The sequence below is a fragment of the Microcoleus sp. B13-B6 genome, from assembly GCF_036705405.1.
Lineage (GTDB): Bacteria > Cyanobacteriota > Cyanobacteriia > Cyanobacteriales > Microcoleaceae > Microcoleus.
On record NZ_JAUBUJ010000034.1, the window covers coordinates 26,506 to 52,294 of the forward strand.

Sequence of the window (25,789 nt, forward strand, 5' to 3'; positions counted from 1 at the left end):
ATCGATCGCACTTACCCTATCCCTGCTATACTTTGAACTACAGATATTTTTGCAGACACCGTTGGCGAGATAAACAGGATGGTGGAAACAGTGGACATAATCGAAAAAATTGACGATCGCACACAAACCCGCTACTGGGGTCAAGTTACAGTCATAGACGCGGGCGATCGTTATAAGATCAATCGCATTGAAGTCAAGCCGGGGCATCACATCAGCACCCAAATGCACTATCACCGCAGCGAGCACTGGGTTGTCGTCTCCGGTACCGCTAAAGTTATCTGCGACGACAAAGAGACGATTCTCATGCAGAAACAGTCAACCTACGTTCCCATGAATACTGCTCACCGCGTAGAAAATCCAGGCGTTATTCCCTTGGTGATGATTGAAATCCAAAATGGTGAATACCTCGGCGATGATGACATTATCCGCTTCGCCCAAGATGCTCACGAGCAAGATTGATCCTAGAACCCCAAATATGAAGCAATCGCAGACACCGGGGAAAAGCTTCGCACACCGAACAATGACCGAAAGCATCCAGGATACAAGCCCCCGGATTCATCTCGCGCAAGTCAATGCTTTAATCTAAAATCTAAAATCTAAAATCTAAAATCGATTGACCTACGCAGCGACAGGAAACCAGATAATATCATGTCCGCTCGATTGACCATAATATCCCGGCCGGGCGGGTTTTTGAGATTGTCAATTATTGGCAGATATTGTTAGTGAACCCGCCCCTACCTGATGAAGGGTAATCGACCGGACATGATATAAATCCTACCATTAAAACTGTAGGGGCAATTTCAGAATTGCCCCTACCTTATTATATTAACTTTGTTAAGCACCAGAATTTGATATAGCAATTGGCGATCGTCCTACGGCAAAGAAGCGTTTTTCAAATCTACATTTGCCATATTGGCATTCTTTAAATTAGCACCTGTCAAGTCCGAACCGTTCAAATTTGCACCGTTCAAATTTGCATTGGTCAAATTTGCATCCCGCAAGTTGACTCCCTGTACGTCTATTCCCGACAAACTGCCACCTCTGAGGCTGACATTAGATAAATTCGCTAAAGACTGGCGAGCATTTCTCAAGTTTGCACCTGCCAAATTGGCGCTTTCTAAATTAGCGCCGATTAAATTAGCGCTGGTGAGGTTGCTATTTTTCAAACTCGCAATCACTAAACCAGCCAAACTCAGATTAGCGCGGCTCAAATCAGCACCCTCCAAATTAGCCCCGTGCATTTTAGCCGCAATTAAACTCGCACCTTGCAATTTAGCTTGTTTCAGATTTGCTTCATTCAGTTTGGCTTCGTTCAAATTTGCACCGTTCAAATTTGCACCGCTCAGATTCGCACCGCTCAAATCTGCGCCCGTCAAATCAATACCAGCAAGCTCCGCTCCTGTCAAGTCACATTGGGTACATTTTTTAGTTTCTAATAATTGTTTGACGTGTGATACGTTTTCTGCCTTTACTCCCGAGGCACAACCGATCGCAATCAGCAGCCCTGTTGTTGTTAAAATTCCAAGTTTCATATACCCACCCTCAGCAATATCTCTCTCTTAATAATATCCCACATTATTAAAGAGGGTCGGGTGATCAGTCTCTTTGATAAACTGTGACAATCATCACCCTGTTGTGCACAAAATATGCAATAATTATTGACGTTTCAACTCCCCCAAATTATTGTAACGAATTATTGCTTTTTCAGGAACCAAAAAGGAAAAGATTGCGTCGGTTCGAGACGGACGCCGGTAATGCTGTTCTGAGCAAACGTATAGTCCTTATCCTGCCAAAGAGGGATGAAAGGTACATCTTTACCCAGTATGTCTTGAATTTCGGCAAATAGGGCTTTGCGGGTTTCAGGGTTTGTTTCTTTGCGCTGCTTGTCGATCAGTTGATTTACCCGATCGTTATAATAAAACGATCCCTGACTTTGACTTGCACCCTTGGAGCAGCCCCCAGCCTCCGAACCTGTGGCACAATCTAAAAACGGCTGAATGTAATTGTCAGCGTCAAAAAAGTCGGCGGACCAATCCACTAAAACCGCTGGATAAATGCCCTTCTCTATGTTTTGAAACAAAGTCGGAGATTCAACGCTGTTAATTTCTACCTGCATTATCCCGTCCATTTTGAGTTTAGTTTGGGCCTCGATCGTACTCGCGACTAAAGCTCTTTTTCTGGAAGCCGAAGCATGCCAAATTTGCAGAACAAAAGGATTTGTGGCCGAGTATCCCGCTTTCGTTAAAAGTTCCTTGGCTTTGGCCGTGTTGGCGTCGCCGTACAGTTCTTTGAAAACCGGTTTTTGAACGTCCAAGGTTGTAGGAATCAGACTGTAAAGCGGTTGTGCTTGTCCCAGCAGTACGCGCTCGTTAATCAGCGGGCGATCCATCACTGCTGCGATGGCCTGTCTCACTTCTAACTTGTCCAGCGGTTTAGACTGCATATTCAGCGTCATGTAATTAACCGTACTGCTTTCCCCCGCGATTTCCTGCCATTTCCCTTTTTTTGCTCCCTCATCCAAGCTGCGAACTTGGTCTGCATCCAGAGACAAATAAGCCACATCAACAGCACCAGTCTGAAAAGTATTGAACAAATTTGACGAACTAGAAAGCAGCAAAATGTCAATTCCTTGATTAACCGGCTTTTCCCCCCAATACTTGTCAAACACGTCAAACTTGAGAGAATCGCTGCCGTACTTCGCCAGCTTGTAACGTCCAGTTCCCACAAAGGTATCGGGTTTAAATTTACCGGGCCCAATCTCGTAAGCTTTCGGAGAAACTGCACACATACCCGAAAATGTCAACAGGGAAGGAAAAGCAGCAAAAGGCTTTTTGAGTTGAAAAGTTAATTCGTATTCGCCCGTCGCTTTCACCGATTCTACTGCATCGCTCAACAACAAAGCCGGACTGCCGCCATTTTGGATAAACCGTTGCAAGGAAAATTCCATTGCGGCGGCGTTAAACGGTGTGTCGTCGTGAAAAATAACGCCTTGACGCAAGGGGATTGTATATGTCAATCCGTCTTGGCTAACTTTTGGCATCGCTGTCGCTAAGTGGGGGATTAACTCTGTAGTTCCCGACTTGTAGGCGTAGAGAGTGTCGCCCAAATTGCGTAGCAATTGTCCAGATAAGGTTTCGTAACCGTCCGCAGGGTCGATCGTCCGCAATTTCAAAGTTGTGCCAATAGTAACGCGGTTATTAGCATTTTCGCCGCTCGCAGTGACCGATGGACGTGTTCTTTGTCCACAACTTGCAGTTAACAAGCAGCAAAGAAAGAACAGAGCTATCGCTTTAATCACTGAAGGTTTTATATGTATTCTAGGCTGCTGCTTGTTAATTCTCATCGTCTTTTTTTGACACTCCAAATTACTGATTATATTATCAGGACTTACGCACTGTTAGACTAGAAACCGGATTTATTGATAGATTCTCCTGTAATATCACGTCCGAGCGATTGACCATAATATCCCGGCCGGGCGGGTTTTTGAGATTGTCAATTATTCGCAGATATTGTTGTTGAACCCGCCCCTACCTGATTTCGGTCGAAGCGAAGCGGAGGGAATCGACCGGACAGAAGATAATACAAATATCGCTCCCTAACCTGAGCAACTTAAAAGCTTGGTGATGTTCGATCGGTTTGAACTCCTTCGGATCAATTTTTATAGCTAGCTGGGTCATGAGTATTCTTGCTAAGAAGTGCGACGATCGTTTTAATTAATTTATCCGGTTCGATCGGCTTTGCCAGATGTCGGTGAAATCCAGCTTGCAAAGCTTGCTGTTGATTAACCTCGCCCGCATAGGCAGTCAGGGCGATCGCGGGAATCAGCCCGCCTTGTTCTGGCTGCAGGGCTCGCACTTGCCGCAACAGCATATAGCCATCCATCCCCGGCATTCCAATGTCGCTCACCAGGACATCTGGCTGGAAATTAGTCAACGCCGTGAGGGCTTCTTGAGGGACAGCAACAGTCAGTACCTCTGCACCTGCATCTTCTAGCAAAAAGGAAATCAACTCTCGCATATCCGGCTCATCATCTACCACAAGTACCCGCATCCCGGATAACGGTTCCTCCGCAGTCGATCGTTCCGAAAGTCCTGCAAGAGAGTTTTCTTGTCTTACCTTCCCTGATAGAGGCAGTCTTACAGTAAAGGTAGCTCCTAACCCTTCACCCTGGCTCTGGGCCCCAACGGTGCCCCCGTGCAGTTCGACTAGATGCCGCACGATCGCCAGCCCCAATCCCAAGCCACCAAACTTGCGGGTTGTAGCGCCATCTTTTTGGCGGAAGTAGTCAAACACGTAGGGTAAAAACTCCGGTGCGATGCCAATCCCTGTATCCGCCACCGTAATTTGAGCCTGATTGCCAACACGAGTCAAATTCACCTCAACGCGCCCCCCGGCTGAAGTAAATTTGACCGCATTGGAAACAAGATTCCAGACAATCTGCTGCAAACGGCCCGAATCCCCCAAAATTTGTCCGATCTGAGGATCTAACACAGTCCGAATATCAATGGATTTAGCAACAGCAGCCAAATTGACAGTTTCGATCGCCGATTCCACAGTTAAAGCTAAATCGACTGGACGAATATTAAGACTGAGCTTGCCTTGGAGAATTTTCGAGACATCAAGCAAATCTTCAATCAATTCAGTTTGCAGCTTGGCATTCCGTTCGATCGTCGCTAACGCCTGTGCAGTTTTGGCCGCATCCAGCTTGCCAGTTTGCAGCAGCTTTGACCAGCCCAGGATGGGATTGAGGGGCGATCGCAATTCATGGGATAGTACCGCTAAAAACTCATCCTTGATCCGATTTGCCTGTTTTAGCTGTTCCGCTTGCTGCTGCAGTGAATCGTTCAGATTTGCCCGTTCCAGAGCGATCGCGATCTGGTCACAAGTAGATCGCAGCAGATCGATTTCTGCAGGCGTGAAGTCCGTCCGAGTCAGACTGGCAAAGGAGAGCGTTCCTAATAACTGCCCTTGAGCGATTAACGGTTGACCCGCGTAAGCCATGATGCCCATTTCACAGGCGGCTTTACCATTCGGATGAGTGGAAAGTTCGACTTGATTCAAGACAAGTTGCTGCTGCGTTTGGGCAACCAGTCCACAGAGATATTCCCCTAAATCGATCCATGCGATCGCCTGCGCCCTTTCTTCAGAGATGCCCTCATAGTTTGTCAAATGCAACATCCGGCGGTTGTCTTTTTCTTCCACCATGAAGTTGTAGTAAGAGTGCAGATCGAGTTGCACTGCAAGTTTGCGGAATAGCGTGTGCATCAAAGCCAGAGGCTGTTCTGTCTGCATCAGATCGCGGGTAGTTTCATACAGAAATTGCAGTCGCTCACTTGCTTGCCGTTGTGCAGTCTTGTCCTGCATGATTTTGACCAATCCCTGCGGACAATCCGCTTCGTTAAGCAGGGGCATCATCAATCCACTAGCCCAAAAGCGATTCCCATCTTTGCGGACGTGCCAGCGTTCGTCTTCGGCCCGTCCTTGCAGTAGAGCCGTTTGCTTCTCGTACTCGGCTTGTCCTTGTTCGTTATCTTCGGGCGTGAAGATCATCCGAACCGAGCAACCAATTGCTTCTGTCTCGGTATAGCCCAACAGCCTTTCGGCCCCTGAGTTCCAACTGGCAATGATGCCGTTAAGGTCGAGGGTGAAGATGGCATAATCTTTGGCGCTTTCAATGATCAGACGGAGGCGGGATTCACTCTCGCGTAGGGCTTCCTCAGCTTGTTTGTGGTCTTCAATATCAACACAGGAGCCGATGTAGCCCAAGAACTCACCTTCCAATCCGTAGCGAGGAACAGCTTCATCCATAATCCAACGGTATATGCCATCACAGCGTTTCAAGCGATAGTCCATCTTGAACGGTTGACGGGCATCAAAGGCAGTCACATACGTGTCTAAACAGCGATCGAAGTCGTCGGGGTGGACTCCTTCTGCCCAACCATTGCCCCTTTCTTGCTCGATCGTCCGTCCCGTAAAGTTTAGCCACGGGAGGTTGAAGTAATAACAGAGTTTATCGGTGCCCGACATCCAAATCAGCACAGGGGCGGCATCTGCCATCAGCCGGAACCGTGCCTCACTCTCCCGTAGTGTGGCTTCGGCTTGTTTGCGATCGGTGATATCGTTGACCAGTGCTACGAACCCTTCAACTTTTCCCTGGCTATTGAAGCGGGGAACATAGGTCGCATTGATATAACGGGTTCGACCGTCTTTGTAGGGAATTTGGGTTTCAAAGGTCACTTCCTCTCCTGCCAAGACTTGCTCAACATAAGGACGAATCTCTTCATAGGCAGTTTCGCCTAAAACCTCTTGAAGGTGCTTGCCATAGATGTCCGTTGCCGGATGTCCAAACCATTCTTCATATGCTCGATTGTTGAAGCGATAGCGCTGGTCTGAGTCTACAAAGGAAATCAAGGCAGGCACGGCATTGGTGACTAAACTAAGTTCTGCTTCTCGTTGTTGCAATACCTCCTCGGCCTGTTTTTGAGCGGTGACATTTCGGAAATAAATCGTAATCCCGTTCGCGGCAGGGTAGGTGCGAACGTCATACCAACGATCGTGATCGGGATAAAACGCCGTGACTGAAAAAGCCACGCGCTCGTTTGCCACGCGCCGATGAACCCGCTCAAACTCGGTGCCATTGAGTCCTGGGAATTCTTCCCACAAATTCTTCCCAATCAGAGCGCCCGGAGTGCGGTCTAGCAGAATTTCCGCTGACCGATTCACGTAAGTGAAACGCCAATTCTCATCAAGGGAAAAGAATCCATCATCAATACTTTCTAGAATGTTGCGACTCTGCTCTTCGCTTTGACGCAACGCTTCTTCGACTTGTTTGCGATCGCTGATGTCGATTAATACGCCGCGCATCGAAATTCTGACGCCATCAGCGTTGTAGGCGCAATCGCCCTTTGCCAAAATCCAACGAACGGTGCCATCTGCCCACAGCGTCCGATACTCAATTTCAGTATGCGGTTGATTCGCTTTTAGCTCAGTGAGGACGCTGTGAACGAATGGGCGATCGTCGTGATGCACCGCTTCTAAAAACACCTGCATGGACATTGCGGTATTGACGGGTAAACCAAACATCGCTTTGGCTATGTCCGTCAAACTCAGCGTGTCAGTTTCCATATCCCAATACCACAAACCCAAATTGCCGCCTTCGCAAGCCAGTCGGAGCTGTTCTTCGCTCTCGCGCAACGCTTGGAACGATCGATCGCGCTCGAAGGCGATGCTGGCAAGTTGGGTGCCGAACTCGGCGAGTTTATGTTGCCAATCAGTGGGCATCCGCGCCTCGCTAAAGCACAGCATCAGCGACCCCATAGGTACATTGTCCTGCCTGAACACGGGCTGAGAATGACAGGCTAGAATGCCATGAGCCACGCATAAATTTCGCCATGCTTGCGACCAGCGATCGTCGTTGGCAATGTCGGCGCAGGTCACGGGCTGACCGCTATACACTGCTTCGCCGCAGGTTCCAATACACAAATCGTTAATCGGAGCATCTTGGAGTCCTTCACCAAAAGACGGTGAAAAGTCTGGAGTAATGGATCTCTTAAACATCAGCCGCTGAGCATCGGCTAGCAGGAAGCAGGCGCGGGTACCCGGATTCAGCCTGGATACTGAGTCACACACGGCTGCCAGACAGTCGTCTAGTGGCTGCCCGAATGCGATCGACTCCAGCAGTCGTTTCTGCTCGATTAGGAGGAGTTCCGTCTGTTTGCGATCGGTAATGTCAGCAAGCAAAACGGTCAGTCCACTGGGCGAAGGGTAAATTCGATGGTCATGCCAACGCTTGCAAGGTGAGTAGAGATAATCAAACTGGAGCGGTGTTTGTTCGCGCATTGCCCGATGAAACTGCACATAAGCATCGGTGTTAACGGCAGCCGGAAATAGCTCCCAAACGTTCTGACCCAGAATCGCTGACCGCGACATTCCAACCATTTCACAGTAGCGATCGTTGGCATAGGTGTAGCGCCAATCGCGATCGAGGATGTAAAACCCATCGTTGATGGTAGAAAGTACCGTTTCTAGCTGTTCTTTTGCCGCAGTCGCCGCAGTTTGTGCTACTTGGCCCCGAACCTGGGCTTTTTGTTCTAGGAACCTTGCCTCCTGTAAAGTTTGCAAGGCTGCTTTCGCGTTTTTTAGAGCAGTGCGCCACGATAGATTGAGTGCAGCGATGAATCCTGCCGCGATCGAAAACATACCCAGCCGAACAATTGTCTCTACATTAACTATCTGTAAGGAATAGAACGGCTCAATAAAAAAATAGTTGATTGCCAGCGTGGATAAAATTGTTGCCAGTAACCCAGCCCCGAAACTGCCATACCAGGAACTCACTATCACCGCGATGAAAAACAGGGGCGTCGTGGTTGGGTAAAGCCACGGTAAAAGCGATCGGGTTAGCGCCAGTGCCACAGCCACGGAGAGGATCGCCACACCATAGGGAAGTAGTCGAATATCTCTGAAAATGCTGTTGATTCCCTCTAAACTCACCGTTTGTACTCCTTATCCGAAAAATATCTTGCTCGCAGCGCCTTACTGCATTCGCGAAGCGTTGCATCTGGCAAATTATCAACTCATCCAGCAATATCTAAATTTGCTTGACTGCCAACCCAGAAGGCGTAGCGTGTCCATTTTCCCAACGATTAATCGTGGGAAAGGTCATCCCTAATTCATCCGCCAACTTTTTCTGAGACAGGTGCAGCGCTTGCCGCTGTTCTCGCACCAAATTACCGATCGCTGGTTGTTCCGCCCTCAGCCGTTCTCTTTTGAGATCCCTCAGAAGTAACAGGTATAAAGCTGTTTATATTTTACCAAAGAACTGGGTCTAAAGCCCCGTCCTTCGCTTGACGGCTTTTCCTCTTTAAGTGTATCAATCCAGTCCTCTACAAGCTGGGTCATTGTTTTTTCTTTCTGTTTGGCAATTCTCCGTAACTTTTTTAACCGACTCACGGCAATGCGAATACTTAATCTTTCTTTAATCATTTTGCTACCCAATCGCTACCCGTTATGAGATCATGGTTAGCATGAAAACATTGAAGTTTAAGCTATATCAAAGCAAGCGAAATAGACATCTCAAGCGAAGTATCAATGCTGCCGGGGTGATCTACAACCATTGCATTGCACTCCATAAACGGTACTACCGGATGTGGGGCAAGCATTTGAATTGCAGCAAGCTTCAAAGTCATATTGCTAAAATCAGAAAGCGTAAAGCGTTCTGGCAGCAGGTTGGATCTCAGGCTGTACAGGATATCTGCCAGCGAATCGAGAAAGCCTACCAACTGTTTTTTAAGCATCACCAGAAAGGAGTTAGACCTCCCGGTTTCAAGAAAGTTCGCAAATACAAATCGTTCACTCTCAAGCAAGCTGGCTATAAATTTTTAGGTGGTAATCGAATTAAAATTGGGAATCGCGTTTATCAGTATTGGAATTCCAGAGAGATAGCGGGGAAGGTCAAAACCTTAACCATTAAGCGCACTCCATTGGGAGAGTTATTCATGGTTGTGGTCGTTGACAGCGTTGAACAACCTGAAACCAAAGTCGAGACGAGTAGAATCGCTGGCTTTGATTTCGGCTTGAAAACGTTTCTCACCTGCTCAGATGGAACGAAAATCGAATCACCACAATTCCTGAAACAATCCCTCGGCGCTATTAAGAAAGCGAATCGTCAACATTCCAAAAAACGGAAAGGCTCAGCTAACCGGGAAAGAGCAAGACTCAATCTAGTTCGCAAGCACGAGGACGTAGTAAATCGTCGCTCTGATTGGTTCTGGAAATTGGCTCACGAATTAACTGATAAGTTTGACGTGCTGTGTTTTGAAACGTTGAATCTAAAAGGAATGCAACGGCTTTGGGGACGTAAAATCTCAGACCTTGCATTTGGCGATTTCCTCCAAATTCTCAAATGGGTTGCCAAAAAGAAAGGAAAACAATTAGTTTTTATCGACCGCTGGTATCCATCTAGTAAAACTTGTTCCCACTGTGGACACGTTCTGAAAGAATTGGATTTATCAGTTCGTGAATGGCGATGTCCGTCCTGCCAGAAGGTGAACAGCAGAGACGAGAACGCTGCAATAAATAACTTGCTTGTTTTCCTTGGTGGGGCGTCAACCGTTAAGTTAGGCGATGTTAGACAGGCTGTGCCTGCAATTGCTGTTTGAGCTTAGAATCCCCTCGCCTTTAGGCAGGGGAGTATGTCAAACCTTTGACAGATTCCAGAGGTTAGTCATCACTCTTAAGATATATATCAATCCTTACAGGAGTCGTAAATTTTTTATCCCACCCCAACCCTCCCCGAACCTGCGGGGAGAAAGTAAGAAATTCACAAGTGATGCGAGAATTGCTATATGGAGTCAATCTAAAATCTAAAATCGAGTAATACCAATTCACTATGAAGATACACTAAATGAGGCTGATGTCTTTCTGGTTGGAACTATATCCTTAGCGTTATATTAAATGCAGCTTCATAGTGAATTGGTATAAGCTGCTTTAAATTCCTTTGAGGAGCGATCGCCAATCCCGACAGCGTTTCAGGTAAATGCGAGCTACCTGATCGCTCGGATTTGTTCGCAAACACTCTTCAAATAATTTTCCTGCTTCTCGGAATTCCTTGCGATCGCACAGTAACATAGCTTCATTATATACAGGCAAATTTGCTAGCTTTGCCGACATAATTTCCGGCATATCTGCATCAAATACCTCATAGACTACGACATATTGAGATTTTCCTTTAACCTGTACTTTATCCACAATCCTAATAGCATAATCGTTCGGATTTCGCAACCTTTCTAAAGTTTGCTGAGAAATTAACAGAGGTACGCCGTAATCTTTGGTCAATCCTTCAATGCGAGATGCTAAATTAACAGCATCGCTAATCACAGTGCTGTCCATTCGGCTTTTCCCTCCGACTGTCCCCAGCATCAAAGAACCCGAATTGATGCCAATGCCAATTCGGATCGGGACGTAGCCGACCTCTAGACGGTATTCGTTGTAATTTTTGAGGGTATTTAGCATTGCAATACCCGCTTTCACTGCATCATCGGCAAAGTCACTAAACAAAGCCATAATTGCATCGCCGATGTATTTGTCAATAAACCCATTATTGCTAGTAATGGCAGGCTCCATCCGCGAAAGGTAAGCATTTATAAATTTAAAATTTTCTTGGGGAGTCATAGTTTCTGAAAGCGTCGTGAAGTCGCGAATATCCGAAAATAGCACCGACATTTCCTGCTGCACTTGGTCGCCTAAATGGACATCTATAATACTTTCATATCCCAACAAATTTAGAAATTGGTGCGGCACAAATCTACCGTAGGCATCAGTTAAGTCTGATTCGGCATCCAGGGATTTTTCTAAATTTTGGTTGAGGTCAAATAGTTTCTTAATAAATAACTGGCGATCTGCTTCAGCTTCTTTGCGTTCCGTGACATCTTGAAAAACTGCGATCGCAAAAGCAACTTTGCCACCATCGTCAAAAATGGGCCTTCCCCAAATTTCTAGGGGAACTTTCTTGTCGGTTCGATGAATTTCCAGATCGTCAGCAGTCGCGTTTTCGCCCCTCAAAGCTCGGACGAGCGGCAAATTCTCGAAAGGATAAATGGTCTCAGTTCCCGCGATATAAATTTGATAACTTTCTGCCAAATCCTCAACAGAATTTAAGGGCAAAACTCCTTGACCGAGTAACTGGTGTCCGGCGTGATTTACGTAGTAAGGTTTGCCTTGAGAATCGAGCACTACCACGCCTACCGGAATCGCTTCGAGAAATTGAGCCAGCTTGATTTCGCCTTCGCGCACCGCCTCGAATGCGCGAGAGCGCAACTCAGTTTCAACCGTATCGGAATGTTCAGCAGTAGTTTCCAGCAAGATTTCTAGATCCGCTTTTTCCTCCTTCAAGTCTTCCACTTGCTGGCGCAGTCTTTCTATCTCTAAAAGTAGCTGTTCTCTAGATGGTTGTTCTTCCAGCATAACTCTAGAATTTGCGCCTCGACTAACAAAAAATTGCTCAATAGCTCGCACCCAAAAAGTAAGCGTGTTTCTATAGAAATTCCAACTCTAAACCAGGCATCAGGCGCTGGAAATTCCTCAAAGATCTACTGTGCCAAGCTATGCTGTGAGAGCCTTGTACCGCCATTTGCACCCTGGCTGTTTTGCGGATCTCGATAATAAACTTCGATAGCATATTGATGCCAGAACTGTTCAAAAATTCTAACTGCTGCAAATTGAGGATAATTTTCGTCGGTTCCAAGTCGGCAACCTGGGCCAGCAACTGCGCTATCGGCGCGTACTCTGCAGGCCCGCTCAGTCTTAGAGATCCAATCAAACTCACGGTTGCCGTTGCTGGATCGTAACAGATCCGGTAATCTTCTGTATTAATTTCCATAGCCACAAAAAAAAGTACCTTAGATATTATCGATCGCTAGCGTTGCTTATCAAAGAAATGGGTCTAAAACCCCGTCGTTCTACGAGGGCTTTGAGCTAGAATAGAGAAGTCTACAGGCTCAAGACGCGTTGAAATAGCTACGATGAGAGCGCACCTAGACAGTTCGGAGGGGCAATGCTTAACTGCAACCCTGAAGACACCAAGCTTTTTGCTTGAGTAAAACGAAACATAGTCGCCTAGCGGGCATTGGGAGACTCTAAACGGACGTGGAGCGACGGTAAGACTACTTTGGTAGCGCGTTGCTGTGAAGCGTTAAGGAATCCTCGCTCCTTGAGGACGAGGAGGTATGTCAAACTGTTAATTGCACCATCGTTGTCACCGCAATTAATTCCGGGTCTTGGTGCACGGTCTGGAATTTCCAGCCAAGTTTGGCGGTATAATCGGTGAGCATGGTCAACAAACCCAATCCAGAATTGGTACAGTTGTCGTCAGCAGCATTTTTTTCCAACCGCTGAAGGTAAAGTTCGCTTGGCTCCGAGGCCAGCAACTCCTGAATATAAGCCTGAAACTTGTCCACAGCTTGCGGAGAGATGCTGTTAGCCACTGAGACAATCACTCCGTCGCTCTCTAATTGCAGTTTAATATCGATCGGGTACTCTGAGGTTTCATCATTAAACTTCATGGCATTTTCCAATAACTCGTTGGCAATGTAGCTAACAGCGCTTTTTATTTCAGCTTGTCTTTCAATTGTCGAGGGTTCATCTTGGTTGCCCGGAAAAAAAGTCGTCAGATAGTCAGCCAGAAAATCCGCCGACAAACCGTTGTTCCGCCACCGCTGCTTCAGAGGAACCGAACTCGGAGAAAATCCAATTATTAAGTATTCTTGGCTAGCGGGCTGCTCGATGAAATCGCCGAAAATCTGAGTCATACCGAGGTGAGAGCTAAAGTTTGAGATGAGGGGCATCACTGAATATATTTTAAACTTTAGAAGGGATATGCAAGTAGTTATTTTTGTTTGAGTACCAGCAATGTGATGTCATCAAAAACTTTTTGTTCGCCGATGTGCGATCGCACGTCCTTAATTACAGCGTGCCTGATTTCCGCAGCCGAACGCTGCCAATTAATCTCTATTACCTCAATTAACCTATCTAAACCATAAAGCACTTTATCCATATTTTTAGCTTCCGTAATCCCGTCAGTGTACAGCACAACCACATCTCCTGAACGCAAATGCACAATTTTCTCAGCAACAAATTCAGCAATATCTACATCCAGCCCGATCGGGAAACCCAAATCGATCGTATCAAACCGCTCGACAGAACCGTTACACCGCACAACAATCATTTCTTCATGCTGGCCACTCAATTTCAGCATCCCCTCCTCATAGTCTAGCAAAGCAAGGCTGGCGTTTTTATCGGATTTCATGCGCTGCACATTATCGTAAATTACACTGTTAATAGCACTTAAAAATCTTACTGGGTCTGGTTCATTGTAGGCGAGCAAGGTTCGCACTGCCGTTTGAACCATAATCATTAAAACCCCGCTCTCCAATCCGTGTCCCGTCACATCCCCAATGCCGATTTTTACTCTACCTTTGTGCTGGAGTACGTCGTAATAGTCGCCGCCTACTTCCTCAGCAGCTTCCATAAATCCCGCAATATCTAAGCCGATAACTTCGTTGAGCTCTCGGTCTTTGGGCAGCAGCATCTGCTGAATCTTGCGAGTAACGTCTAGTTCGGCGCTCATTCGCATATTTTCAGCTTTTAGGCGATCGTTGAGAACAGTAATTTTTTGATTTGCACCAACTAAGGCATCGGCAATTTTGTTGAACGCACCCACAACTTGCCCGAGTTCATCTCTGTTATCCAAAATAATTTTGTGGTTAAGATTGCCGTTTGCCATCTTTTTTGCAGCTTCGTCAAGGACAAATACAGTTTGCATAACGCTTCTGTAAAAACTTACAAATAAATAAATAACTATGGCTAAGGTTATTAACACCACAATAGAAATTATGCGTTTCTTAGCAACAAAACTATCAATGCGTTTTTGCAGGAGAAAGTCTAATTCCTTGATAGTTTCGTCCCACAGTTCAAAACTCGAATTCATAACTCTATCGCTGCCATCGAGATAGGCATAATATTCCACTAAGGCTGTGGGATAAATCAGTTTATCTATTTGCCCAGTTAGCTGCTCTACTACGGAGTTGAATTTGGTCACATCCTCGCTTAATTTCTGTCGCAGATTCCCGTGAGGATTATTGCTAGCTCCTACCTCCATATTGATTGCTAAATCCTGATTAAGTTCTCTCAACTTGCCTGCCCAAGTAATCAGTTTCGCTCTTTCTTTAGGTGTGGCATAGGAACGCAAGCTGTTTTTTTGAGAAATAAGCCTAATCTCTGACAAGATTTTTTGGATTTCTGGAATCTTCAGTAAGGTAGCATCCATCAGATAATAGGTATCTAGATCGGGGTCTAAAATTAGATTAGAAGTATCGCCGACGTGAGCGCTCAGTCTATCAATGTCGGCAGCTAAACGTTGATATAGCAAATCGCAAGTTTCTACACTCCACTGGCTGCGGCGAAGTTTGAAGTTTTGCCAATCTTGATAAAGATTATTAAATTTTTCACTGGACATTAATATGTTTCCAAGCTGGCGATCTGTATTAGCTAGGGATTGAAAGTTCGCGTCCATCTTAGCTTCTAAATCGGCTCTCGTATCTGGCAGGCTTAAATTTGTATTTAAAGGCTGATAATTTAAGAGTTGCAGTTGAGGTATGTATTCCCTCAACTGGCGCAGTGGGCGCAGGTATTGATTACCGTAGATTTCTTTTTGGGAAAAATCAACCCTGCTGTTAATTTCGGAAATCAGCAGGTACATGACCAAGGTTAACGGTATTGCAAATAGAAAACCGATTAAGGTAAATTTTTGAGGATAGCTCAGCCGATTCATTAAATGGATTCCCAGAGATTTTCTGTTCATAATCGATAGATTTCAACAATATTCTACTAAAAAAGTAGCGATCGCTACTTTTTTAGTAGTTTCGGGGACGATCGCTCTAGAAAACCACAACGCTAATATAATTAATCAGCGATAGCTGATTTAATTTCTAATGCGTTTTCGTCCTGTTGCAACCCAATTTGAGGCATCCCTGTGATATCCTTGGCTCAGCTCGCTTCCCCCAGTCTAAAACACGTTTAGCAGTTTTGGGACGCAGAATAGTAATTTGTACTGAGATTCGGGCGCAAGATGAGAGGCTTTTAAGAATATTTACTTAAGCATAAATTTTTCTTAATACCCGGAGACAAAAAGTAAAAATTAAGTAATAACTGGGTAGTGCAAGTTTCCTGAAACACAACAGCCGGCAGCGAGTAGGAAATACTTGCGCCGCACGCACCAGCAGTCAAGTCGGTTCTGCACAAAGGAACCAATAGCACCAGCAATAGTGTCTAAGTAAGTATCTGCAGTTGAGTGTTCAGGAGCGATCGCGCATTGTGTAAAGTGAGGCAGAGGGCGTATGATGAAAAGAATCTCCACAAATAAATTTCAAAAAAATAAAAACCGAGACCAAAAGCAGCCCAATCCTGTAATCTTGGCTTTGGTGCTGACAGGAATTCTGGTATGGGAAATGTATCCGGCGCTAAGACACACCGCAGCAGCTAACGCGGGCGCTCTCAAAGATTCCCTTGCTCAGTTGGAAAGGCAACCGCCGCAAACCGCGCAGCAATTTTCCTCAGCAGCGGTGCCCCAAAAAATCAGCTATTCGGTATTGGCACTCAATACTCTAATTTCCGAACCGGGAAATTTGGCGGAGACGACTCCCCCAAATCCCCCGAACAAATTGCCCGCAACCGTAGCAGCAGCAGTTCGCCGAGAGTTGTCGGACTCCACTGGCATTGCTGCTGACAAGTTGAAAGTAACTGAATCGAGCGGACAAAGTTGGCCGAATACTTGTTTAGGACTCTCGAAAGCGGATGAAATGTGCGGTCAAATGATTGTCGAAGGTTGGCGGGTTGTGGTTTCTGATGGTAGGCAAACTTGGGTTTACCGTACTAATGCTAGGGGAAATATCTTGCGTTTGGAAAAAAAGTTAGCTAGGTAAATGTACCCTGTGAAATGAAATATAAGTTTCCTTTTGGAACAGGCAAGATGCCTGTTCCACAAAGAGTGAATTTTTTTGGGGGTGGGGATCACAAACAGGCAAGATGCCTGTTCCACACAGAGTGAATTTTCTTGTGGGAGGTTTCTTGTCGGCTTCTGGGAACAGGCAAGATGCCTGTTCCACAAAGAGTGAGTTTTTTTGTGGGTGGTTTGTTGTGGGGAGTAGGGGTTGGGCTTCTAGCCCGCCCCTTGCTTTAATTTGGGAGTTGGTTTCTTTCGATGATGCCGCCGCCCAATAGCACATCGCCGTCATACCAAACAGCCGCTTGTCCGGGGGTAATGCTCAACTGCGGTTCGTCAAAAATCAACTTAACTCTTGTACCGCCGACTTTTTCCTCTGCTTGGGAGGATTCTACAGGAATAATTGTAGCGGGGACTGGTTGCGATCGATATCGAATCTGTACCTGAGCCCGAATCGGAGCCGTCGGCGCAGCCACAGAAACCCAATTCACTTTCTGGACTGTACATTCAGATTCTACTGCCAACTGGCGATCGCCCACAACTACCCGATTACCAGCAGCATCAAGTTCAATCACATACAGCGGTTCGGGCGCAGCAATTCCGAGTCCCTTCCGTTGGCCGATGGTGTAGTGGTGCACGCCGTCATGCTGTCCGAGTACCCGCCCTGACTTGTCCACGATGTCACCCTTTTGTGGCGCAATGTACTTATCCAGAAAAGCCCGCATCGAACCGTTACTTTCCACCAAGCACAAATCCTGACTTTCCGGCTTATCAGCAGTTGTCAAGCCAAATTCCGCCGCAATTTTGCGAGTTTCTGTCTTGGTAATTTCCCCCAAAGGAAATTCCGTACCCGCCAACAAATCCTGTGTTAGATCGTACAGGAAATAAGACTGATCTTTCGCAGGGTCGATCGCCCGCAGCAACTGATAGCGACCCGTAGCAGCATCGTAAGTAATCCGAGCGTAGTGCCCTGTAGCGATTTTTTCAATTCCGAGTTCTTCGCGAGCATACTTAAGCATTGGCCCGAACTTCACAGTTTTATTGCACTGCGAACAAGGCAGAGGCGTAATTCCTGCACTGTAACCCTCCACCAAATAATCGACAATACTTGCCTGAAAGACCTCGCGGCTGTCAACAATGTGGTGGGGAACGCCCAAATCTTCGCAAATTTTAGCGGCATCGACCATTCCCTCAGAGCAGCACTGGCCTTTGCCCTTCATCAACCACAGCGTTAAACCCACCACTTCATATCCCTGATGGTGTAAAATTGCGGCTGCTGCGGAACTATCGACCCCGCCGGAGAGGCCTACAACAATCTTGTTCATGATTCTGAGAGAAATTGCTATTTTACTGTTACTTTGTTCGATCGAGCTAATTTATTATACCACAAGTATACTACAACTTGCCACTGCTGCTGTTAGCTGAAATTTTAGCATTAATATGACCATTCAAAAATTTGTTGTCACCGCCGACCAAATGCGGCAAATAGAAACGAGAATTTTTGCTGCTGGAATGCCAGTCGCAGCTTTAATGGAAAAAGTCGCGGGACTGATTGCTAGACGCATTCAGGAGCTTTTGAAAGCGGAAGGAAGTTCGGCAACTAGCAGTGTACGGGATTTAACGGATAGAAGGAAAAGGGAAGAAGGGAAAAATCTTGTTAATTCTAAATTGCCAGTTATCGGCGTATTGGTTGGGCCCGGACACAACGGCGGCGATGCTTTGGTTGTTGCCCGCGAATTGCACTTTCAAGGGTTCCAAGTAGTTATTTACTGTCCGTTTTCTAAACTAAAAGAACTCACGAAAAGTCACGCTGATTATGCGCGTTCTTTAAATATTCCATTTCTTGATAAAATTGAACTGCTGACAAACTGCGAGTTGCTCGTAGATGGTTTATTTGGATTTGGATTAGAACGAGAAATTACTAATTCCACAGCCGCCGCAATTGACGAAATAAATAATTTAAATATACCCATTTTAAGTATAGACATTCCATCGGGAATACATACAGATACCGGAGAAATTTTGGGAACGGCAATTAGGGCAAAACATACATTATGTTTGGGTTTGTGGAAAATGGCATTTCTGCAAGACAGAGCCTTAGAATATATCGGGAGTTCCGAATTAATTGATTTTGATATTCCCACAGCAGATATTGCAGCAATATTGGGCGAAACGCCAGCAATACAACGCATTACAAAAGCATCGGCAACTCAGCATTTGCCGTTACCCCGATCGCCAATTTCGCACAAATACACCAATGGTCACTTACTAATTATTGCAGGTTCCCGCCGCTACAGCGGAGCCGCAATTTTGGCAGCATTGGGAGCAAGAGCTAGCGGCATCGGAATGCTGTCAATTGCTGTTCCTGAGTCGATTAAATCGATGTTGAGCAGCCAGTTACCAGAGGCATTAGTTATAGGATGTCCCGAAACCCAAAGCGGTGCAATTAGCCAATTGCCAATAGCAATTGATTTGGACACCTATGATGCGATCGCCGCAGGGCCAGGTCTGACATTGGAAGCGGCAATAGCTGTAGAATCTGTACTGGAGAGCGATCGACCTCTGGTTTTAGATGCTGACGGTTTAAATATCCTCGCTCAACTCGGCACAGTCCCGATTTTGTCCGAACGCTGTGCACTGACAATTATCACGCCTCATCCGGGCGAATTCAAGCGTTTATTTCCCGAATTAGGCGAGCAAACCGGCGATGATCGAATTGCCGCAACTCAAGCAGCGGCTCAGCTTTGCGGCGCAACGATATTGCTCAAAGGAGCCAAAGTTTGCATAAGTTGGAAGGATGAGGGCGATTCCCTACGGGATAGCTACGTTTCACGTACCATCACCTACCTCAATCCCGAAAGCACCCCTGCCCTCGCCAGAGGCGGCAGCGGCGACGTTCTCACAGGCTTGTTAGGGGGACTATTAGCAAGTGCGATCGCCCGCAAATCCCCCCCCAAATCAGTTGCTGCAACAGCAGCTTGGTGGCACGCTCAAGCCGGAATCATGGCTGCCAAAGATCGGACGGAATTAGGAGTAGATGCCTTTACTTTGACACAGTATTTAATTCCAGCTTTGCGAGAATTTGCTGAGTAAACAATCAACATGAGTTGGTAGAGTGCGTACCCCGCATCTTTGTATTGGGTAGGTGTGCACCGCGCACCTTAGCCCTTGGTTTGTATTGACAACGGAAGTCCTCATAAAGATATTACAACTTGCATTCCTTACGACTGACATCTTGGAGCAATATCAATAAGAGGATTTTTCGTGGGGTCGGGCGGGTTTATAGAACCTATTTGCAAGCTTTAAGGCTGTTGGCGAACCCGCCCCTACGGCTAATTGAGAATGCTGCAAGATCTCAGTTACGACAAACCAACGGGTAACTCAAACGAGTGACACTCACATGAGTGACACTCTAAAAAGTGACTGTGCATCCACAAATCCCACCAGTTATACCTGAAATATCAAAGACAAAAACTTAAATGTTGAGAGGAACCACATTATGTACACCGAAGAAAGAAGCTTGAACAATGAAACTATGGCTCTCGTCGCCGATACTACTGCTCAATCAAGTCTTGCATTTGCTGCAACCACTGGAGTAAACAAACCCACTTTACAAATGGGTTCAACAGGTCAAGCTGTCAAGGAACTACAACAGCTTCTATATCATTGGGCATATTATTTTGGCGCCATTGACGGTATCTTCGGCGTCCAAGTTCAAAACGCCGTCAAAGGCTATCAACACCGCGTCTTTTTAAAAGAAGATGGGATTGTCGGCCCTATCACTTGGGAAGCACTATACTCTGGTGCACCTGTGAATATGCCGATCGTCATGAAGGGCAGTTCTGGTAATGCTGTTAAAATTGTTCAGAATGTCTTGAAAATCAATGGATACTATTTCGGCTCCATTGACGGATTCTTCGGGCCGATGACAGATGTAGCCGTGCGACAATTGCAACTGAGCAAGGCTTTACCGCAAGATGGTATTGTCGGCTACAGAACTTGGCACGCCCTCAGCAAGTTACCGCACTAATGACGGGTTGGATTAATATTTATTCCGGTTGTACGAGCGAAATGATTGTTGACTGTTGACTGTTGACTGTTGAAGGAGGGGTGGAGAAACTGAATGGTTGAGTGTTGACTGTTTACTCGATTTTATTATTCGGATGCAACCGGAAACGATACCACTTTCAGTCATCGCCAAAAATCGGTAGCTCAATTAGGGATTTAGGCTTTGCCTAAGTCCCTAATTATCGTTAAGGGGAAGGCAGCGCGCGGGAAGGGCAATTCCCTGCGGGATAGCTTCGCTTCACGCAAATTCTGTTACCGTTCTCGGCGATGAAAAATCTTCTCAACTTTTCCGTGTTTATTTGTTACTATATCTTTGGAAATTGGGAGTCACAATCCGCTTTATTTCCCTTCAGCTTTAGTTGTAAATAGTTGCACTCATAAAAATATTATTCCGATACTTAGATAACAAGACTTACCGATGGGGGGCTTATTCCCGGTTTCTACGAAAAATTCCAGGTTGAGTAACGAGAAATCTAGGAAGAAACCGGGTTTCTAAGCAAAGCGCGCACAAGTCCTAAATTAACCTTTGATGAACTTTTCTAATTTGTGAGCCATCTTCTCGACAATTCCCTCCGAAGTATCTCCCGCCGATGATTCAGCTTCAATACGCTTGACCGCATCCTCTGGAAGATTGAGCAACTGCACTAATTTTTGATAAGCTGCGGCTTCTTCAGCGTTAATTTTTGGTTCGTCAGGAGTGCGAGAACTAGATGAAATCACTTCATAGCCGAGTTGCAGGACTAATTCCTTTTCATCTTGAGTTTCTAGTTGGCCGATCAACTCGTCAAGGGGGATATTTTGCATGACGTAATCCCGCAGTTCTTGTTGCATTTGTTGTGCGTCGGTATCTGGGGCAAACAAACCGCAAAAGCGATCGAGCATTAAATTAACTTCTTCTGTCGCGAGTTGGCCGTCAGCCCAGGCCATAGAAGCAACAATCCTCAGCAGATTCATCTGGCGGGGCGTAATTGATGGAGGAGGTGGGGTTTGCATAATCAAAATTGGTAATTGGTAATATTAATTCCGGTGCAACCGGAATTATGGTTGACTGTTGACTGTTGACTGTTAACTGTCAGTCGAAAAACTGAATGATAGTTGAGTATTTACGGGTGATTCAATTTTACCAGGAGGATGCTAGCGGAATTGGGAATTGAGCTTGATTTCTTCTGGTCTTTTCTTTCCCGTTCACCTTCTGTTAGGTCACAATTTCGATAAAGGAACTCCCAGCCATCCAGTAAAGTTTTGTTTCTGAATAGCGGTGGGCTGTTCCACCGGCACGATCGAGTAACGCATCGGGCGCGGCGGGGCAAGAGTAACAGGACAAGTCCGCAGTTCGTCTTGGTGAAAAACCGTCACCGAGACGATATCCCCAGGCTTGAAATCTTTTAGTCTCTCGCCCGCTTGTTCTGCATTTACCCGAAAACCTTCGATCGCCAGCAACTCGTCTCCAGCATCAATTCCGGCCAATTGTGCCGGAGATCCTACTTCGACAAATTTAACCATTTCCCGCCCGTTTTCCGTTCCCAACGTCCAACCGATGCGAGGTGTTTCGCTAGTTTCACCTGCGGTGAGTTCCAGCCCGAAAGGTTGCAGATACTTGTTGTAAGGCAACTCTTCTGTGCCGTCTATATAGCGCGCAAAAAAGTCGCTCAAATCGATGCCGGCGACGGACTCGATCGCACTTTGCAACTCTTCGGGAGTAAAGCCTATTTCTGCTGGCAGCGAAGGAGAATTTAACTGTCCGTTTGAGGTCAAATGCGCCGATTTGCCGTCGGTTCCCGACTTCAGGTCAAAATCGTCGTTTTGGGCAGAATTAGCATTGCCAAACTGCTGCCACATCAAACGCATCACATCGTCGAGCGATCGCTCATTGCCGTGTTTGGCTCGAATCAACAAATCGAGCAAAAACGAAACAACTTCCCCTTTCAAATAATAGGAAATCTGCGAGTTGTCGCTGTTAGCATCCCTACGATAAAGTTTAATCCAAGCATCCCAGCTCGACTCGCTCAGAGGCTGCACGCTCCGCCCCGGAGTCGTCTGCAAGCGAGTAATTTCCTTAGCCATACCTTGGAAAAAACCTTTCACACTGTAGATACCCGCTCGAAAAGGAATGACCAAATCGTAATAACTGGTAGTGCCTTCAGAGAACCATAAAGAAGGAGTGTAATTCTCTTTTTCGTAGTCAAATACTTCGAGAGCTTTCGGTCGAATGCGCTTGACATTCCACAGGTGAAAAAACTCGTGAGCTACCAACTGAATAAAGCGTTCATACTTTTCCTTAGCCCGAAAACCAAAACGCGGATAGTTGAGAGTGCAGCTCTCCTTGTGCTCCAAACCACCAAAACCAGAGCCGGACAAATGCAGGAAAAACACATAGCGTTCGTAAGGCAAACCGCCGAACATTTTTGCCTCGACTTCGATCACTTTTTGGATGTCTCGAATCGTGCGTTCTGGTTCTAAGTTGCCTTTTCCCCAAACAACTAGCTGGTGGGCTTTTCCCATCACTTCAAAATCGTATACTTCGTGACAGCCAATCTCAAAAGGACTGTCTACGAGAGTGTCAAAATCCGCCGCAGCGAAAGTAAGATTTTGGCCAGAAACAGGTGGCAAAGTCGTAACGGTGCGCCATTCGGGCTGCGGTGGCACAACGGTTACGGTGTAGCAGTTGCTTTCAAAACCGGGCAAGAAAAAGCACAAAGCCGCCGGATTGAAATAACCGTGCGTCGAGTCTAAATGATTGGTTCGCACTGTCAGTTCGTTGGCAAAAATGCGGTAGAAAACCGTGACATCTGACACCGAATCGGTCTCGATTTGCCAGTGATTTTTGCTGAGCTTGCGCCAAGGTAAAGCTCGATCGCCCGCCTGGGAGCTAAAATCTTGCAGGTGGCGGGCGTACTCTCGAACCAAGTAAGAACCGGGAGTCCAGACAGGCATTTTTAAATCCAGAACCGGCTCCGACCAACCTTGCACGCGCAAAGTTACTTCAAAGAGATGGGATTCAGGATTGGGCATCGCCACCGAATATTGAATTGTCGGTGCTGTTAGTTGCCCCTCACGGTTGCCGGCAGCGGACGAGGTATCCAAAGAAGTAACATCAGTCATTGACTTGCCAAATTAATCAAGTGCTTGAGGTTGATCAAATGGATAGTTTCGCGGTCTGGATCGATATTGATCCAACCTTTACTATCGAGTTTTTCCATAATTTTGCTGGTTTCATCTAGGGTGATATCTGTCACATCCGCTAAGTCTTCATAAGGGATATTGAAGATATCTTTGCCCTCAGCAGTTTTCTGACCGTAGTTTTCTGCCAGCTCGACTAAAGTATTTGCTAGTTTAACCGCTGGCTGGCGGTTTCGGAGTTGATAGCGGAGATTGGTTTGGCGGAGCCGCCGCACCATCAGTTGCAGCATCCGGTGGTGCAATTGCGGGTCTTTAAACAGCGTTTGGATAAATCGCTGAGCTGTGACGCTGAGAAGTCGCACGGGCGATAGAGCAAGTACGTCATTCGATCGGGGAGATTCGTCCAGAATGGCCATTTCGCCGAAGAAGGCACCCCGTCCTAAAATAGCCATTGATACAGCTCGATCGTTTGACAAGCGCCGGACTTTTACCCAGCCAGACACGACAAAGTAAATCGCGTTGCCCCAAGAATCCTCCATCACCACAGCTCGGCCCGGGGGATACTCATGCTTGACGGCATTTGATAGCAGCCCTCCCAAGGTTTCTGGGTTAGCACCCTTAAATAGAGGGAATAGCTCACTGAAAGCTTCTGTCTTCATCAAAAAAATGGGTAGAAACTCCGTCCTTCTAGGACGGCTTTATATTGTCTTTTTTTGATTACTACCGCCTTGGGACTGGTTGGCTCGGTGTGCTTTTGTGTTGCACTTTCAGCGGGACAATTACCGCCTCAAACTTCCCGGCCCTGTACGCATAGTGTTTTGCTCTTTCGAGCCTCCCTTTCGGGGTGATGTTAGCCTCGCCAAGGTTTTAAGAGCTTGTTGGGCCCAAAGCACTGCCCCAGTGACCTTAGAGCTGTTTAACCTTCAGCGACAGAGCGAAAAACTGGCTTCGCATTCAAGGAGTGTCGTGACTCAAAAAACGTAGTCAGTTAAGACTTAGGCCCGTCAGAATGGCTTGTCAGATTACTCTTCCAAGCCTCACGCCGTCGGGGCTGAGGTTCCTGACGCAAACTCGCGGAGGTGGGAAATATGATTAGGCGATACCCAACAGCTAGGGAACGATCGATGTTTGGGAACACAAACAATCCGTTGCTCCTTTAATTGATGATAAGGGTGCAGAGGCCCGGTTCACGTAAAATTGACAGATTCTTTAATCTTAAACGGGTTTACAAGCCTGCCACTGCCTGTTGAACTTTGTCCAACAGAGGTTCTATGTATTCTGGCCAGCCGATCGCGATTGACTGCGTGTGGGCCAGAGTCTCCGGCTCGATCGCATCTTTAGTCCACCTCAGCGGTTGACCTTGCAAGTCGCAGCAAACCAATCCGGCTGCTTTTGCTAGCGCCAGAGGGCCGGCGGTATCCCACACTTTAACTCTGCCGTTGAGATACAGGTACAAACCAGCTCGACCGAATATAACTTCCATCACTTTTAAGCCAAAGCTGCCCAGCGAGTAAAATTCTGCTCCGGGGATGCTTTGGGCGATCGCCCGGGCGTAGTTTTTTTGGTCTTTGTCTCCGAGAACAATTTTACAATTTTCCGCTGTCGGGGCCGGGGGTTTGCATAGCGCGATCGGCTGCGACGCTTGGGTTCCCACACTTTGGAACAATCCCCAATCTTTGCCACCAAAATACATTTGGTCAAAAGCCGGGGCGTAGAGCCAGCCGGCCACCGGTTCCCCTTCCAGCAGCAGCCCCACCATCGAAGCGTAGTGCAGCTTTCCCCGAATAAATTCTTCAGTCCCGTCGAGGGGATCGATGCACCAGAGGCGCTGGTAATTGGCCCCGTAAGCTGTTCTGGAGGCGACGTTTTCCTCGGTGATCCTGCCGTCTTCAGGAAACAAAGCGCTAAATGCTGCCGATAGTTGTCGGTCTAGGTATTGATCTATACTCGTCACGTAGTCGTTGGGCCCTTTCTCGGACACTTCAAAAGGTTCGGCTGCGAGTTTGTAAGCTTCTTGACCGCACTCGCGCAGGGTGTAGCGAATTTTTTGGTCTTGCTCTGGAGAAATATACATGAGGTTAAACATAAATTCTTTAGCTAACTTCA

Annotated in this window: 18 protein-coding genes; 5 read left to right on the forward strand and 13 right to left on the reverse strand. The window is 46.7% G+C overall.

The genetic code is table 11. From position 1 onward, the window contains the following. The first annotated feature begins 78 nt into the window (after window positions 1–78). On the forward strand, window positions 79–459 hold the full coding sequence (locus QUB35_RS17125; RefSeq protein ID WP_445252002.1) for a cupin domain-containing protein: 381 nt from the start codon (window positions 79–81) through the stop codon (window positions 457–459). Between the two features lie 413 nt (window positions 460–872). Here QUB35_RS17125 and QUB35_RS17130 read toward each other — a convergent pair whose 3' ends face one another. From QUB35_RS17130 to QUB35_RS17145, 4 genes are all read right to left on the reverse strand, one after another. Continuing rightward, window positions 873–1,532 (reverse strand): pentapeptide repeat-containing protein, encoded by a 660-nt coding sequence (locus QUB35_RS17130; protein WP_333142996.1) that lies wholly within the window; start codon window positions 1,530–1,532, stop codon window positions 873–875. Window positions 1,533–1,693: 161 nt separating this feature from the next. After that, on the reverse strand, window positions 1,694–3,343 hold the full coding sequence (locus QUB35_RS17135) for an ABC transporter substrate-binding protein (RefSeq protein WP_333142997.1): 1,650 nt from the start codon (window positions 3,341–3,343) through the stop codon (window positions 1,694–1,696). 308 nt (window positions 3,344–3,651) lie between these two features. Continuing rightward, window positions 3,652–8,490 carry a PAS domain S-box protein gene (locus QUB35_RS17140; RefSeq protein ID WP_333142998.1) on the reverse strand — a complete coding sequence of 1,613 codons (4,839 nt, stop codon included), beginning with the start codon at window positions 8,488–8,490 and terminating at the stop codon, window positions 3,652–3,654. A 97-nt stretch (window positions 8,491–8,587) separates the two neighbouring features. Next, complete coding sequence (locus tag QUB35_RS17145; protein ID WP_333104598.1) at window positions 8,588–8,722, reverse strand: helix-turn-helix transcriptional regulator; 135 nt, start codon at window positions 8,720–8,722, stop codon at window positions 8,588–8,590. Between the two features lie 301 nt (window positions 8,723–9,023). Between QUB35_RS17145 and QUB35_RS17150 the strand changes: the two genes are divergently transcribed. Beyond that, on the forward strand, window positions 9,024–10,157 hold the full coding sequence (locus QUB35_RS17150; RefSeq protein WP_333142999.1) for a transposase: 1,134 nt from the start codon (window positions 9,024–9,026) through the stop codon (window positions 10,155–10,157). A gap of 328 nt (window positions 10,158–10,485) precedes the next feature. Here QUB35_RS17150 and QUB35_RS17155 read toward each other — a convergent pair whose 3' ends face one another. The 4 genes from QUB35_RS17155 to QUB35_RS17170 form a co-directional block, all read right to left on the reverse strand. Beyond that, window positions 10,486–11,961: an adenylate/guanylate cyclase domain-containing protein gene (locus tag QUB35_RS17155; protein WP_333143000.1), complete on the reverse strand. Its 1,476-nt coding sequence runs from the start codon at window positions 11,959–11,961 to the stop codon at window positions 10,486–10,488. A 70-nt stretch (window positions 11,962–12,031) separates the two neighbouring features. Beyond that, a complete protein-coding gene (locus QUB35_RS17160) occupies window positions 12,032–12,376 on the reverse strand; it encodes a slr1659 superfamily regulator (RefSeq protein ID WP_333143026.1) in 345 nt (114 codons plus the stop codon). 349 nt (window positions 12,377–12,725) lie between these two features. After that, window positions 12,726–13,304, reverse strand: coding sequence for a DUF6272 family protein (locus QUB35_RS17165; RefSeq protein ID WP_333143001.1), 579 nt, complete (start codon window positions 13,302–13,304; stop codon window positions 12,726–12,728). Window positions 13,305–13,381: 77 nt separating this feature from the next. Beyond that, on the reverse strand, window positions 13,382–15,355 hold the full coding sequence (locus tag QUB35_RS17170) for a SpoIIE family protein phosphatase (protein WP_333143002.1): 1,974 nt from the start codon (window positions 15,353–15,355) through the stop codon (window positions 13,382–13,384). Between the two features lie 535 nt (window positions 15,356–15,890). Here QUB35_RS17170 and QUB35_RS17175 point away from each other — a divergent pair. After that, on the forward strand, window positions 15,891–16,475 hold the full coding sequence (locus tag QUB35_RS17175) for a hypothetical protein (protein ID WP_333143003.1): 585 nt from the start codon (window positions 15,891–15,893) through the stop codon (window positions 16,473–16,475). A 253-nt stretch (window positions 16,476–16,728) separates the two neighbouring features. Here QUB35_RS17175 and mnmA read toward each other — a convergent pair whose 3' ends face one another. Beyond that, on the reverse strand, window positions 16,729–17,820 hold the full coding sequence (mnmA, locus tag QUB35_RS17180) for a tRNA 2-thiouridine(34) synthase MnmA (RefSeq protein WP_333143004.1): 1,092 nt from the start codon (window positions 17,818–17,820) through the stop codon (window positions 16,729–16,731). Window positions 17,821–17,935: 115 nt separating this feature from the next. Between mnmA and QUB35_RS17185 the strand changes: the two genes are divergently transcribed. After that, on the forward strand, window positions 17,936–19,588 hold the full coding sequence (locus tag QUB35_RS17185) for an NAD(P)H-hydrate dehydratase (protein ID WP_333143005.1): 1,653 nt from the start codon (window positions 17,936–17,938) through the stop codon (window positions 19,586–19,588). A gap of 406 nt (window positions 19,589–19,994) precedes the next feature. Continuing rightward, window positions 19,995–20,525 (forward strand): peptidoglycan-binding protein, encoded by a 531-nt coding sequence (locus tag QUB35_RS17190; protein ID WP_333143006.1) that lies wholly within the window; start codon window positions 19,995–19,997, stop codon window positions 20,523–20,525. Between the two features lie 557 nt (window positions 20,526–21,082). Here the strand turns inward: QUB35_RS17190 and QUB35_RS17195 are convergent. The 4 genes from QUB35_RS17195 to QUB35_RS17210 all read right to left on the reverse strand — a co-directional run bounded on the left by QUB35_RS17195 (window position 21,083) and on the right by QUB35_RS17210 (window position 25,769). Then, window positions 21,083–21,556 carry a TerB family tellurite resistance protein gene (locus tag QUB35_RS17195; protein ID WP_333143007.1) on the reverse strand — a complete coding sequence of 158 codons (474 nt, stop codon included), beginning with the start codon at window positions 21,554–21,556 and terminating at the stop codon, window positions 21,083–21,085. 207 nt (window positions 21,557–21,763) lie between these two features. Then, on the reverse strand, window positions 21,764–23,665 hold the full coding sequence (locus QUB35_RS17200) for a M61 family metallopeptidase (RefSeq protein WP_333143008.1): 1,902 nt from the start codon (window positions 23,663–23,665) through the stop codon (window positions 21,764–21,766). Continuing rightward, window positions 23,662–24,342 carry a Crp/Fnr family transcriptional regulator gene (locus QUB35_RS17205; protein WP_333104596.1) on the reverse strand — a complete coding sequence of 227 codons (681 nt, stop codon included), beginning with the start codon at window positions 24,340–24,342 and terminating at the stop codon, window positions 23,662–23,664. The genes QUB35_RS17200 and QUB35_RS17205 overlap by 4 nt, the downstream gene beginning before the upstream one ends. Before the next feature lie 566 nt (window positions 24,343–24,908). After that, entirely contained in the window at window positions 24,909–25,769 is an 861-nt protein-coding gene (locus QUB35_RS17210) for an inositol monophosphatase family protein (RefSeq protein ID WP_333143009.1), read from the reverse strand. Between the last annotated feature and the right edge of the window lie 20 nt (window positions 25,770–25,789).

Excerpts from the sequence above, each read along its gene's own strand:
- QUB35_RS17195 (WP_333143007.1), bottom strand. The coding sequence starts at position 21,556 with ATGCAAACCCCACCTCCTCCATCAATTACGCCCCGCCAGATGAATCTG.
- QUB35_RS17135 (WP_333142997.1), bottom strand. The coding sequence starts at position 3,343 with ATGAGAATTAACAAGCAGCAGCCTAGAATACATATAAAACCTTCAGTG.
- QUB35_RS17200 (WP_333143008.1), bottom strand. The coding sequence starts at position 23,665 with ATGACTGATGTTACTTCTTTGGATACCTCGTCCGCTGCCGGCAACCGT.
- QUB35_RS17190 (WP_333143006.1), top strand. The coding sequence starts at position 19,995 with ATGTACACCGAAGAAAGAAGCTTGAACAATGAAACTATGGCTCTCGTC.
- QUB35_RS17170 (WP_333143002.1), bottom strand. The coding sequence starts at position 15,355 with ATGAACAGAAAATCTCTGGGAATCCATTTAATGAATCGGCTGAGCTAT.
- mnmA (WP_333143004.1), bottom strand. The coding sequence starts at position 17,820 with ATGAACAAGATTGTTGTAGGCCTCTCCGGCGGGGTCGATAGTTCCGCA.
- QUB35_RS17125 (WP_445252002.1), top strand. The coding sequence starts at position 79 with ATGGTGGAAACAGTGGACATAATCGAAAAAATTGACGATCGCACACAA.
- QUB35_RS17130 (WP_333142996.1), bottom strand. The coding sequence starts at position 1,532 with ATGAAACTTGGAATTTTAACAACAACAGGGCTGCTGATTGCGATCGGT.
- QUB35_RS17185 (WP_333143005.1), top strand. The coding sequence starts at position 17,936 with ATGACCATTCAAAAATTTGTTGTCACCGCCGACCAAATGCGGCAAATA.
- QUB35_RS17175 (WP_333143003.1), top strand. The coding sequence starts at position 15,891 with ATGATGAAAAGAATCTCCACAAATAAATTTCAAAAAAATAAAAACCGA.
- QUB35_RS17155 (WP_333143000.1), bottom strand. The coding sequence starts at position 11,961 with ATGCTGGAAGAACAACCATCTAGAGAACAGCTACTTTTAGAGATAGAA.
- QUB35_RS17205 (WP_333104596.1), bottom strand. The coding sequence starts at position 24,342 with ATGAAGACAGAAGCTTTCAGTGAGCTATTCCCTCTATTTAAGGGTGCT.
- QUB35_RS17210 (WP_333143009.1), bottom strand. The coding sequence starts at position 25,769 with ATGTTTAACCTCATGTATATTTCTCCAGAGCAAGACCAAAAAATTCGC.
- QUB35_RS17165 (WP_333143001.1), bottom strand. The coding sequence starts at position 13,304 with ATGACTCAGATTTTCGGCGATTTCATCGAGCAGCCCGCTAGCCAAGAA.
- QUB35_RS17160 (WP_333143026.1), bottom strand. The coding sequence starts at position 12,376 with ATGGAAATTAATACAGAAGATTACCGGATCTGTTACGATCCAGCAACG.
- QUB35_RS17150 (WP_333142999.1), top strand. The coding sequence starts at position 9,024 with ATGAAAACATTGAAGTTTAAGCTATATCAAAGCAAGCGAAATAGACAT.